Raw genomic sequence first — 11,801 nt, 5'->3', positions numbered from 1 at the left:
CGGAGACCGATCTTGACCGCATTGAGCGACGAACCCGAAATCACCGCAGAGACCTTTGTCGACGCAGACCGAGACGAATCCCTCGTCGCGTCGGCGAGCGAGACACCCAGCTCGTTTTTCGACGGCGTCCTCCCCGGCGTGGGTCTCGCCGCGGCGATCGCAGCGGCAGCCTTCGGGCTTCGTCAGCTGCCAGGGCTTGGCGCCTTCAGCCCGATGATCATTGCGATCCTCATCGGTATTCTGTTTCACAATCTCATCGGCACGCCAGCCGTCGCCAAACCGGGCGTCGGCTTTTCCATGCGCCGCATCCTCCGCTTCGCCATCGTTCTGCTCGGCCTGCAGCTGACGGCTGCGCAGGTGATCGAGGTCGGCGGAACCGGGGTCGCCATCATCATCGCAACGCTTCTTTCGACCTTCACCTTCACAGTCTGGTGCGGGAAAAAGCTCGGTGTGGAACGCAAGCTCGCCGAATTGATCGCCGCCGGCACGTCGATCTGCGGGGCCTCCGCCGTCATCGCCACCAACACCGTGACCAACGCCCATGACGAGGACGTCGCCTATGCGGTCGCCTGCGTCACCATCTTCGGCTCGATCGCGATGTTCGCCTACCCGTTCCTCGCTCCGCTCTTAGGTCTCGGACCGCATGCATTCGGGCTGTGGACCGGAGCCTCGGTGCACGAGATCGCCCAGGTGGTCGCGGCCGCCTATCAGAACGGTGCGGAGGCCGGCGAATTCGGCACCATCGCCAAGCTGTCGCGGGTAATGATGCTGGCACCCGTCGTGCTCGGCCTCGGCATTCTCGCCCGCGAGCGTCTCGCCGCCTCTGGCAATTCTGCCGCCCGCGCGCCAGTCCCCTGGTTCGTGCTCGGCTTCATCGCCCTCGTCGGCGTCAACAGCCTCGTGGAAATCCCGGAGACCGCCAAAAGCGAGATCGCGCTTGCCACGACCTTTCTTCTGTCGATGGCGCTCGCCGCGATGGGGCTTGAGACGGATGTGCGCAAGCTCAAGGCGGAAGGCCTGCGCCCTGCGCTTCTCGGCCTCCTCGCCTTCCTTTTCATCTCGACGTTCAGCCTTACTCTGGTGAAGCTTTTCTTCTGAGACTGCGGCCGCCTCAGAACCAGAAGATCAGGACGAGGACCTGCGGCGCCAGGATGCGCAGCACCATGACGAGCGGATAGACCGTCGCATAGGCGAGCGACGGCGCCTCGGAGGGACGGATGGCATTGGCGAAGGCGAGCGCCGGCGGATCGGTCATGCTGCCGGCGAGAAGCCCGCACAATGTCAGGTAATTGAGCCGCACGACGAGGCGGCCGATGAAGCCGATGATGAGAAGCGGGATGATGGTGATGAGGGCGCCATAAAGGAGCCAGATGAGCCCGTCGCCCTCCACGAGGATGGAGACAAAACTCTCACCCGCCTTGAGCCCGACGATGCCGAGAAAGAGCACGATGCCGATCTCGCGCAAGGCGTGATTGGCACTCGACGGCATGAACCAGACGAGCGGGCCGATATGGCCGAGGCGCGACAGGATGATGGCGACGACGAGCGGGCCGCCCGCAAGCCCGAGCTTCACCGGCGCCGGCATGCCCGGAAAAGCGACCGGGATGGAGCCGAAGAGAACACCGAGCGCAATGCCGAGGAAGATCGGCAGGATCTGCACCTGCTCCAGAGCCTGACTGCGGTTGCCGAGGACCTGGGCGGCCTTGTCGAGGTTTCCCGGATGGCCGATGACCGTGCAGATATCACCGAATTGCAGGCGCAGCCCGTCATGCGGGGCGAGCTCGATGCCGGAGCGCGTGACCCGGCTGATGACGACATCGTGGCGGTGCAGGAGATCGGGGCTGCCGAGAGAGGCCCCGAAGACGTTGGAATTTGTGACGACGAAGCGCTTCCACTTCACGTCGGACGGGATCGCCTTCAGATCGGTTTTCGCCTGCTGGCCGAGGATGCGGACCATACCGGGCAGTTTCTCCGCCGGGCCGACGAGAAGAAGGACATCGTTGAGCCGCACCTCCGTCTCCGGATGCGCGACCTCCACGATACCGTCGCGCATGATGCGTGAAACAATGAGGCTCATCTCTTCGAGCCCCGGCAGGGTGCCGATCGTCAGCCCCTGCATGTTGCGGTTGGTGACCTTGACGTTGACGGTCTGCAGTCCCTGCTGCTTCGCCGCCCGCTCCGCTTCGAAGGCCGCCTGCTCGGCTTCGGGCCGAATGCGCAGGACGGCTCGCACGATCCCCATGGTCAGGAGAATGCCGAGAATGCCGAACGGATAGGCGACGGCATAGCCGAGCGCGGGCGCGGCGAGCGCCTCCGGACCCGCGCCGACGCTCGTCAGCATCTGGGTGGCGGCACCGAGCGACGGCGTGTTGGTCGTCGCCCCGGACATCAGGCCGAGCATCACCGGCAGAGGCACGCCCACGATGAGGTGCAATGCGGCCGCGACGATAATGGAGAGAAAGACGAGACCGGCAGCGAGCCCGTTGAGCGCGAGGCCGGAGCGCTTGAGCGCCGAAAAGAAGCCCGGCCCGACCTGGATGCCGATCGAGTAGACGAAGAGGATGAGGCCGAATTCCCGCAGGAAATGCGCCACTTCCGGATCGACGGTGAAGCCGAGATGGCCCCAGACGATGCCGGCGAAGAGCACACCGCCAATGCCGAGGGAGACGGAGCCGATCCGCACATTGCCGAGAGCAAGGCCGGTGACGGCGACGAGGCAAAGCACCACGAGGCCGCTTGCGACGGGATCGAGGCCGGAAAGGAGGGCGGAAAAATCCATCACGAAGGTCCGCTGGCGGGCAGAGGGGAAGAGGAGCCCGCGACTACGCAGACATCTGCCTTGAAACCCGACAGGGACCTTCCGCCTGCGTGCTGGGCCGGACCTTGCGGCGGCGATCCGCGGCGGGATCTCGAAGCGAACACCGCGCGCGCCGCCTCTAGCACGGCGACTGGCCTCCCGTCATCGTCGGCCCGACGCGACATCTCCGCCATCGAGGCCTCAACCACGAAAAACGCGTCGGTCTGGTGCAAGTCGGGTGGGGCGATCACGTCTCACTCGGCAGCCTATGGCGGGAGGCGCGAGCATCGGCGATTTGAGGCGGCCATTCAAGGCCGAGGGTCGACAGCGTCCGGCGCCTTGCTTCCCGCCACCAGAGCAATCGCCGACAAGGCCGGAAGAACGGCGGCCCCGCGAAGACGCGCCAAGACCCAGGCAGCGTTGGGCAGCCTTTGCGAAGAAGCGAATGGCGGGAGAGGAAATGGATTGCCGCGCGGTCGATACGCCGATGCGAGCAAATACGGTGCCCGCTGAGGTAAGCCTCGCGACGCGCGTGATTTGCTGGACGCGAAATCACGAGAAAACTGGAGCGGGCGATGGGATTCGAACCCACGACCCCAACCTTGGCAAGGTTGTGCTCTACCCCTGAGCTACACCCGCATCCATCGCTGCACCGCCGTGCGGCGGGAGCGGTCGCCTATATGGCGCAAGCGATTGGCCATTGCAACACCTGAAATGCGTTGATCGCGAGAACAATTTTCTCGGGCTGAGATCGGCCGCTCTTCCGCCCTCCCCTCTCCTGCGCACAGCCCGCCGGGGCTGTCGCCGCCGCCTTGCCTTGTGCCCGTGTCCGGCCTTGGTTATGGCGACGCCTTTACGAAGCTTGCGGGGCAAGAGACATGGCGAAAGGTCGCGCCGAACTGATGGCGTTCCTCGAAGAGATCGGCATTTCGACGGAAACGATGGAACACCCGCCGCTCTTCACCGTGGAGGAATCGAAACGCCTGCGCGGCACGATCGAGGGCGCCCACACCAAGAACCTCTTCTTGAAGGACAAGAAGGACCAGATCTTTCTACTCGTGGCCAAGGAAGATGCCGAGATCGATATGAAGACGCTTCATAAGCGGCTCGGATCGGCGCGCCTCTCCTTCGGCAAGCCGGAGCTTTTGGAGGAGCTCTTGGGCGTGCGTCCGGGCTCCGTCACACCGTTTTCCGTCATCAACGACGAGGCGGGACGCGTCACTGTTCTCCTGGACGAGTCTCTCCTCTCCTACGACGTCCTGAATTTCCATCCGCTGGAAAACACCGCGACGACCAAGATCGGCCGTGACGATCTCTTCACTTTTCTGAAGGCGACCGGCCACGAGCCGCAAATCCTGGCCGCATCCGGCGATGCGGCCTGATCCGATCATCCTGCGTCGCGCTGAAAAGCAGGACCGCGCCGCCCTCAACGCCCTGACGCAGGCCTCCGCCGCCTATCGCGGGCACTACCGGGCGATGCTCGACGGCTATGCGATCAGTGAAGCCCAGATCGCCAAGGACATCTTCATCCTGGCGGAACAGGCCGGCAAAATCCTGGGCTATTACAGCCTGACGACGACGCCGGCGCCGGAACTCGATCTCCTCTTCGTCGCCAACGAGGCGCAGGGAACCGGGCTGGGCGCGGCCCTCATCGCCGATTTGAAGCGTGAAGCGGCCGCGCGCGGCATCCGAGCCATCAAGATCATCTCGCATCCGCCGGCGCAGGCCTTCTACGAAAAGATGGGCGCGCGGGTCGTTGGTCAGGAGCCAGCGTCCGGGCCCGTCTCATGGACACGACCCATCCTTGAACTCGCCCTCTGCGATGAAAGCTCGAGCGACAGGCGGGCGCGCGGCGACATCGCCCCTCAAGGCGACGCCTGACCCGATTGCTTTCCCGGCTACGATCGCCACATATCGCCACGACACATGGAAGGAAGCCGCAAATGAGCGCAGAAGGATTCATCCTCGGCGGCCAGACGAGCGCCCCGCAGTCCCAAAACGACACCTCCGGTCTCATCAAGGAGACCACCACGCAGGCCTTTCGCGCCGACGTCATGGAGGCCTCGCGCGAGGTTCCGGTTCTGGTCGATTTCTGGGCCCCCTGGTGCGGCCCGTGCAAGCAGCTGACGCCGATCCTCGAAGCCGCGGTGAAGAAGGCCCGCGGCAAGGTGAAGCTCGTCAAGATGAACATCGACGATCACCCGGAGATCGCCGGCCAGCTCGGGATTCGCTCCATCCCGGCCGTGATCGCGTTCAAGGACGGCCAGCCTCTCGACGGCTTCATGGGCGCTCTTCCCGAAAGCCAGGTCATGGATTTCCTGCAGCGGATTGCGGGACCCGTCGGACCGAGCTCCGCCGAGGCAGCCCTCGCCGCGGCAGATGCCGAACTGGAAGGCGGCAATCCGGCAGGGGCTGCCAATCTCTATGCCCAGACACTGCAGGAAGAGCCGGAGAACGCGGCAGCCCTGGCCGGCCTCGTCCGCTGCGAGATCAGCCTCCACAATCTCGATGCGGCACGGGCGCTACTCGACGGGATCGAACCAGCGCTCGCCAACAACGAAGCTCTCGTGCAGGCGCGCGCAGCGCTCGAACTGGCGGAGCAATCTGAAAGCCTCGGCGATCCCAACGCCCTCAAAGCACGGCTCGAGCAGGATCCCGCAGACCATCAGGCGCGCTTCGACCTGGCACTCATCCTCAATGCACGTGGCGATCGCATGGGCGCGGCGGAATGTCTCCTCGAGATCGTGCGCCGCGACCGCGAATGGAACGATCAGGCGGCGCGCAAGCAGCTTGTGCAGTTCTTCGAAGCCTGGGGAAACAAGGATCCGGCGACGGCTAAGTCCCGTCAGCGCTTGTCGTCTCTGCTTTTCGCCTAGTTCTAGACTGGAAAGCATTTGACGAGGTGTTGCGAATGGCCATCCAGGCCGGAAATCGCTGTTACAGAGATCCATCCGACCTTCCCGACAGGATCCCGGTGTTCCCGCTCTCCGGCGCCTTGCTGCTGCCGAGCGGGCAATTGCCGCTGAACATCTTCGAGCCGCGCTACGTCGCCATGATCGACGACGCGCTGCGCGGAGAGCGGCTCATCGGGATGATCCAGCCGGTGATCGGGTGCAGTGAGGATTGTCACACGGCCCCTCTCTGCCAGGTGGGCTGCGCCGGGCGGCTGACCCAGATCGCCGAAACGGGTGATGGACGCTATCTCGTGACCCTCACCGGCGTATCGCGCTTCGTGATCCGGCAGGAGCTTGAAACGGAAGCCGACTACCGCGCCTGTCAGGTGTGTTTTGAGAAGTTCACGTCCGATCTTCAGCCGCGCCAGGGCGAGGAGGAGATCGATCGGACGGCCCTTCTTTCGGCGTTCCGCAGCTATCTCACCGCCCATGACCTCGAAGCCGATTGGGAAAGCGTCGAACGCGCCTCGAATGTCGGCCTGCTCACAGCTTTGTGCATGATGAGCCCGTGGGGCCCAGCCGAAAAGCAGGCGCTTCTGGAGGCACCGAGCCTGAAAGAGCGGGCGGAGACGTTGATCGCCATCGCCGAATTGTCGCTGGCAGGCTCGCACGATCAGGCACCCGTGCAATAGTGGGTCGAGACGAGAACATGCAGGAGGAGAGGATGATGCGCGAAGAGGCCGCCAGACCGCCGGATGAAACGTCAAGCCGGCGTCAGGTCGATCCGAAGCTCTTGGAAATTCTCGTCTGCCCGGTCACCCGCACGACGCTCGAATACGATCGCGAGCGACAGGAGCTCGTCAGCCGCGCTGCCAGGCTTGCCTATCCGATCCGCGACGGCATTCCGATTCTGCTTGAAGAAGAGGCCCGTCGCCTGGAAGATTAGGCGGAAGCAGGGGGGCGCAGGTGGCAAAAAAGCGCGGCGCGGAAAGCCGCGAGCGGCTCGTCAACGCCGCTGCCGATCTCTTCTGGCAGAAGGGTTTTGCGACGACCTCGCTCGCCGAGATCGGAGCGGCAGCGGGCGTTCCGCTCGGCAACATCTATTATTATTTTCGCTCCAAGGCGGCTCTCGCCGAGGCCGTCGCAGCAATCATGGCCGAGCAGATGCAAGCGGCGCTCGAGGAGATCGCCGAAGCGGCGGACGCCCCTGACGCGCGTCTCGTCGCCCTCGTCGATCTTCTCTCGCATTCCGTCGCCACACGCACCGAGCGCGGCTGTCCGATCCGCAGAGCCTCGGCGGAGTTTCGCGATCCGGCTCCCGAGGCATCGGCACGGGCCGCCGCAATCCTCGCCCATCTTGAAGCATGGCTCACAAACGAGCTGGCACGCATCGGCGCGAGCCCGGCCGACGCTCAGGCATCTGCGGCCAAAGCCTTGATTCTGTGGCAGGGCGGCATTGCCCTCGCCGAAGCGCGCCGCGACGAGGCACCGCTCAGGCAGGCGCTTCAGGATATGCGCGAGCTTTTCCGCGAGGCGGCACGACAGAACCTCAGTGGCGAGAGAGCTGGAGCTCCGCTCTCAGCCGCTCCGGGACGAACGACAGGCTTCTAGCGCATTCGCCCGCGCTAAAGCGCCTCGCCGCGCATCAGCCGGGGCAGTTCGCCGCCAAGGCCAGCCGCCTCTTTGATGAAATTCTGCTTCAGGAAGGGCAGACGGTCGACGATCCCGAGGCCGACCGAGCGGGCCGTCCGCAGCATCTTGTTTTCCTTGGAGAAGAGCCGGTTGAGGACATCGGTCGTCACGCCCATCTGCCAGCTGTCGAACCGGCGCCATTGTTCATAGCGCTTCAAGGTCTCGATATGCCCGATATCGAGACCGAGTCGATTGGCATCGACAACGATCTCCGCAAGCGCCGCCGCATCCCGGAAACCGAGATTGAGTCCCTGGCCGGCAACCGGATGAATGCCGTGCGCCGCATCGCCGAGAAGCGCGAAATGCGGACGCACGAAATCGCGCGCCAGCGTGAGCCCGAGCGGATAGCCCTGCCGCGGACCGTCGAGCGAAAGCTCGCCAAGATGATGGCCGAAGCGCCGCTCCAGCTCGATCTGAAACACGAACTCGTCTTCGGCGAGGAGCTTTTTGGCGTCGGCCTCGCGCTCGGTCCAGACGAGAGAGGAACGATTGCCCTTGAGCGGCAGAATGGCAAAGGGCCCTGAGGGCAGAAAATGCTCCCGGGCGACACCGTGATGGGGCCGCTCATGCGCGACCGTGACCACGATCGCCATCTGCTTGTAGCGCCAGGAGACGGTGGCGATCCCGGCCTTGCCACGCAGCCCCGATCGCACGCCGTCGGCGGCGACGAGAAGGCGCGCATCGACCCGTTTGCCGGAACCAAGCGAAAGCGCGACTGAGCTTCCCTCGACGGTGAAATCCCGCACCGTCTCCGGGGCGACGATCTCAATGCCCGCCGCAACGCTCGCGTCCTGCAAGGCCCCGGTCAAAACGCCATTCGGCACCATATGCGCGAAGGGTTCGCCATCGGAGAGCGGCTCCTGGAAGGTGAGGAAAATCGGGCGCACGGCATCGCCGGTGGCGCTGTCGGTGATCTCCATGGCGTTGATCGGCTGCGCCTCGTCGGCCACGTGCCCCCAGACACCGAGCGTCTCGAGCATGCGCTTGGCAGCCGCCGCGATCGCAGAGGCCCTTTGATCGGCGCCGGCAGGTTTTCTCCCGGCGGCATCGATGAGCATGACATCGAGGTCCGGCGCGCCGCGCTTGATGGCAAGCGCCGCCGTAAGCCCGGCCGACCCACCACCCGCAATCACCACATCCGCACGCTTGCTGTCCGCCATTCTCGCCCTCTTCTTCCAATTATCCGCGACGGCCACGCCGCCATCTCTGTTCAGGCTTTCGCCCTGCTTGACTTACGCCCTTCTTGACTTCCAGGCGCCGCGCGACAACGGTTGCGCCCGCTTCGGCTCTGCCGATCCCGCCTTAGGATTATGCTCCGGGTTCATCAACATGACGGACGGAATTCAAACCTTGCTCGACATTCTCGACCTGGAGACGCTGGAGCACAACCTCTTTAGGGGCCGCAGCCCGCAGTCGGGTTGGCAGCGCGTCTTCGGGGGCCAGGTGATCGGACAGGCATTGGTCGCGGCCACGCGCACGGCGCCCCTCGACCGGCACGCCCATTCGCTGCACGGCTATTTCCTGCGCCCCGGCGATCCCACGGTCCCGATCATCTACGAGGTCGACCGCATCCGGGACGGCTCGAGCTTTTTGACCCGCAACGTCATCGCCGTCCAGCATGGCGAAGCGATCTTCACCATGTCGGCGTCCTTCCAGAAGGAAGAAGGCGGCTTTGAGCATCAACGGCCCATGCCGGACGTGCCGGCCCCTGAGGATTTGATGTCGGAGGCAGAGTTCAAAGAGCTGGTGATGAAGAGCCAGGCGCCCGACGCGGTCAAAGCCTATTGGAGCCGCGAGCGCCCGATCGAGTTCCGCCCCGTCGATCTCGATCATTACGTGGCGCGACGCGCCCTGCCGCCGCGCCAGGACGTGTGGTTCCGCGCCAACGGGCCGATCCCGGCCATCAGCGCCCTGCACAAATGCGCCCTCGCTTACGCCTCGGATATGACGCTCCTCGATACGGCGCTCTTTCCGCATGGACGTTCGGTTTTCTCCGTCGACATGCAGGTGGCAAGCCTCGACCACGCGATGTGGTTCCATCGCCCCTTCGACGCCACCAACTGGCTTCTCTACACCCAGACGAGTCCGTCGGCCTCCTCCGCCCGCGGCCTGTCGCTGGGCGCGATCTACACGCGTGACGGCACGCTCGTGGCCTCCGTTGCCCAGGAAGGTCTCATCCGGCCACGCCCGCGAAAAGAGTGATGCTTTCTTAGGCAACTGACGCGCCTGAGGGCGCGGATCGCATCTTTCACCTCTCCAGAACCCAGAGAAGCCCTGCCCGTCGGCGCGGCGAATGCTCAAGCATTATGCCGCAGCCCGCATCCTTGCGGGAGCGTCGATAGTGGCAGGCGCAACCACGGCGGCACAAAGAACGGGCAGCGCTGAGCCTCGCCCGCGCCGCCGCAGCTGGGGAGATCGAAGCGATGAAACTGATCATGGCGATCATCAAGCCGTTCCGGCTCGATGCAGTGCGCGATGCCCTTACCGAAATCGGCGTCCAGGGCCTCACCGTCTCTGAGGTGAAGGGCTACGGACGCCAGAAGGGACACACGGAAGTTTACCGCGGCACGGAATATGCAGTCAGCTTTCTGCCGAAGCTGAAGATCGAAGTCGTCGTCGAGGCTGCGAGCGCGAGCCGCGCGGTCGCAGCCATCACGGCCGCCGCCGAAAGCGGTCAAATTGGCGACGGCAAGATTTTCGTCGTCAACGTCGAACAGGCGGTCCGCATCCGCACGGGAGAGACCGACAACGAGGCGCTCTGACGGCAACAGGCTTTTGGGAGAGAGGACAGTCAATGAACAAGCGGGGAATTTTATGGGGGGCGGGCCTGATCGGCGCCTTTGCCTTGCTCGGTGTCGAGCCGAGTTGGGCCCAGGACGCGACCGAGCCCGCTCTCGACAGCGGCGACACCGCCTGGATGCTGACATCGACCGCACTCGTGCTGATGATGACGATACCCGGGCTCGCGCTGTTTTACGGCGGCATGGTGCGTAAAAAGAACGTTCTGGCAACCGCCATGCAAAGCTTCGCCATCTGCTGCCTGGCGACGGTTCTTTGGATGGTATGCGGCTATTCGCTGGCCTTCACCGACGGGGGCGCCTTCAACGCCTATGTCGGCGGCTTGTCGAAAATGCTTCTGGCGGGCGTCGGCAGCGACGCCTTGAGCGGCACCATCCCCGAGACGGTCTTCATGACCTTCCAGATGACCTTCGCCATCATCACGCCGGCCCTCATCACTGGCGCTTTCGCCGACCGCATGAAGTTCTCGGCCATGCTGTGGTTCATCGGCTTGTGGAGCCTCATCGTTTATGCCCCCGTCACCCATTGGGTCTGGGGCGGCGGCTTTCTTGCCAATGCGGGCGTGCTCGACTTCGCGGGCGGCACGGTCGTCCACATCAATGCCGGTGTCGCCGGCCTCGTGGCAGCCCTCGTTCTCGGCAAACGCCGCGGCTTCGGCTCGGAGAACATGGCGCCGCACAACCTCGTCCTGTCGATCATCGGTGCCTCGCTTCTGTGGGTCGGCTGGTTCGGCTTCAACGCAGGCTCCGCGCTGGCCGCCAACGGCACTGCCGGCATGGCGATGGCGGTGACGCAGATCGCCACGGCGACTGCTGCTCTTGCCTGGATGTTCGGCGAATGGGCCGTGCGCGGCAAACCGAGCGTCCTCGGCATCATTTCCGGCGCCGTGGCAGGCCTCGTCGCCATCACCCCGGCCTCGGGCTTCGTCGATCCGACCGGGGCGCTCATCATCGGCGCTGCCGCCGGCCTCGTCTGCCTGTGGGCGGTGGTCTGGCTGAAACCGATGCTCGGCTATGACGATTCGCTCGACGCCTTCGGCGTCCACGCTGTCGGCGGCATCGTCGGAGCTCTTCTGACCGGCGTCTTCGCCCGCGAAGCGATCGGCGGCACGCCGGGCCTCATCGAAGGCAATGCGGGCCAGGTGATGACGCAGGTCTACGGCATCGCGGCGACGATCGCCTGGACGGCCATCTGCTCGTTCGTGATCCTGAAAGTCATCGATATCACGGTCGGCACCCGCGTCTCGCCGGAAGTCGAAACCGAGGGTCTCGACGTCAATCTTCACGGCGAAGTGGTTCAGTAATCACCCGCGAGCACGTTATCGAAGGACCCGGCCGCGCTGCGGCCGGGTTTTATTTTTGCCCTTGGCGAAGAGACCAGCCCCACTACTCTCTTCTGCCGTCTTTGCGCCGCCCTGCTGCCGTATTGACTGGCGCAACTTTAAGCAAAATGGCAATTTTGCACATCTCGTAGGCAATTTTCACGACGCGACCTGCAAACCGCTCCAGTTTGTGGGGATTCCGTAAGTGACTCACGGCACTTAGCAAATTGTTCCCGATTCTGGCACGCGGCTTGTAAAGAAAGGCGCGTAAGGCGGCGGTCCAGACGCGTCGTCCGGA

Annotated in this window: 12 protein-coding genes and 1 tRNA gene; 10 read left to right on the top strand and 3 right to left on the bottom strand. The window is 64.4% G+C overall.

The window, feature by feature from the left end:
• Nucleotides 1-12: 12 nt before the first annotated feature.
• Nucleotides 13-1,098 (top strand): YeiH family protein, encoded by a 1,086-nt coding sequence (locus EO094_RS00955; protein WP_246008324.1) that lies wholly within the window; start codon nt 13-15, stop codon nt 1,096-1,098.
• A gap of 13 nt (nt 1,099-1,111) precedes the next feature.
• Here EO094_RS00955 and EO094_RS00950 read toward each other — a convergent pair whose 3' ends face one another.
• Together EO094_RS00950 and EO094_RS00945 are read right to left on the bottom strand one after the other, a co-directional pair.
• Nucleotides 1,112-2,779 (bottom strand): putative transporter, encoded by a 1,668-nt coding sequence (locus EO094_RS00950; RefSeq protein WP_128290491.1) that lies wholly within the window; start codon nt 2,777-2,779, stop codon nt 1,112-1,114.
• A 582-nt stretch (nt 2,780-3,361) separates the two neighbouring features.
• Nucleotides 3,362-3,436 (bottom strand) — tRNA-Gly (locus EO094_RS00945).
• 239 nt (nt 3,437-3,675) lie between these two features.
• Here EO094_RS00945 and EO094_RS00940 point away from each other — a divergent pair.
• The 6 genes from EO094_RS00940 (at nt 3,676) to EO094_RS00915 (ending at nt 7,302) form a co-directional block, all read left to right on the top strand.
• A complete protein-coding gene (locus tag EO094_RS00940; protein ID WP_128290490.1) occupies nt 3,676-4,179 on the top strand; it encodes a prolyl-tRNA synthetase associated domain-containing protein in 504 nt (167 codons plus the stop codon).
• Nucleotides 4,169-4,678: a GNAT family N-acetyltransferase gene (locus EO094_RS00935; protein ID WP_164879505.1), complete on the top strand. Its 510-nt coding sequence runs from the start codon at nt 4,169-4,171 to the stop codon at nt 4,676-4,678. The genes EO094_RS00940 and EO094_RS00935 overlap by 11 nt, the downstream gene beginning before the upstream one ends.
• A gap of 62 nt (nt 4,679-4,740) precedes the next feature.
• Nucleotides 4,741-5,673, top strand: coding sequence for a thioredoxin (trxA, locus tag EO094_RS00930; RefSeq protein ID WP_128290489.1), 933 nt, complete (start codon nt 4,741-4,743; stop codon nt 5,671-5,673).
• Between the two features lie 35 nt (nt 5,674-5,708).
• Nucleotides 5,709-6,383: an LON peptidase substrate-binding domain-containing protein gene (locus EO094_RS00925; RefSeq protein ID WP_128290488.1), complete on the top strand. Its 675-nt coding sequence runs from the start codon at nt 5,709-5,711 to the stop codon at nt 6,381-6,383.
• Nucleotides 6,384-6,415: 32 nt separating this feature from the next.
• On the top strand, nt 6,416-6,637 hold the full coding sequence (locus tag EO094_RS00920; RefSeq protein WP_425455817.1) for a Trm112 family protein: 222 nt from the start codon (nt 6,416-6,418) through the stop codon (nt 6,635-6,637).
• Nucleotides 6,638-6,657: 20 nt separating this feature from the next.
• Nucleotides 6,658-7,302 (top strand): TetR/AcrR family transcriptional regulator, encoded by a 645-nt coding sequence (locus EO094_RS00915; RefSeq protein ID WP_128290486.1) that lies wholly within the window; start codon nt 6,658-6,660, stop codon nt 7,300-7,302.
• Nucleotides 7,303-7,316: 14 nt separating this feature from the next.
• On the opposite strand, the gene EO094_RS00910 is transcribed toward EO094_RS00915, so the two are convergent.
• On the bottom strand, nt 7,317-8,543 hold the full coding sequence (locus tag EO094_RS00910) for a ubiquinone biosynthesis hydroxylase (RefSeq protein ID WP_128290485.1): 1,227 nt from the start codon (nt 8,541-8,543) through the stop codon (nt 7,317-7,319).
• Between the two features lie 169 nt (nt 8,544-8,712).
• Between EO094_RS00910 and tesB the strand changes: the two genes are divergently transcribed.
• The 3 genes from tesB (at nt 8,713) to EO094_RS00895 (ending at nt 11,485) form a co-directional block, all read left to right on the top strand.
• On the top strand, nt 8,713-9,585 hold the full coding sequence (gene tesB, locus EO094_RS00905; RefSeq protein WP_128290484.1) for an acyl-CoA thioesterase II: 873 nt from the start codon (nt 8,713-8,715) through the stop codon (nt 9,583-9,585).
• A 221-nt stretch (nt 9,586-9,806) separates the two neighbouring features.
• Entirely contained in the window at nt 9,807-10,145 is a 339-nt protein-coding gene (locus EO094_RS00900) for a P-II family nitrogen regulator (protein WP_128290483.1), read from the top strand.
• 32 nt (nt 10,146-10,177) lie between these two features.
• The gene (locus EO094_RS00895) at nt 10,178-11,485 is read left to right on the top strand and encodes an ammonium transporter (RefSeq protein ID WP_128290482.1); all 1,308 of its coding nucleotides are present in this window, start codon (nt 10,178-10,180) and stop codon (nt 11,483-11,485) included.
• Nucleotides 11,486-11,801: the final 316 nt, after the last annotated feature.

The organism is Afifella aestuarii (assembly GCF_004023665.1).
Classification (GTDB): Bacteria; Pseudomonadota; Alphaproteobacteria; order Rhizobiales; family Afifellaceae; genus Afifella; species Afifella aestuarii.
Note: the sequence above shows the minus strand (reverse complement) of the source record. Positions and strands in the feature narration are given on the sequence as shown.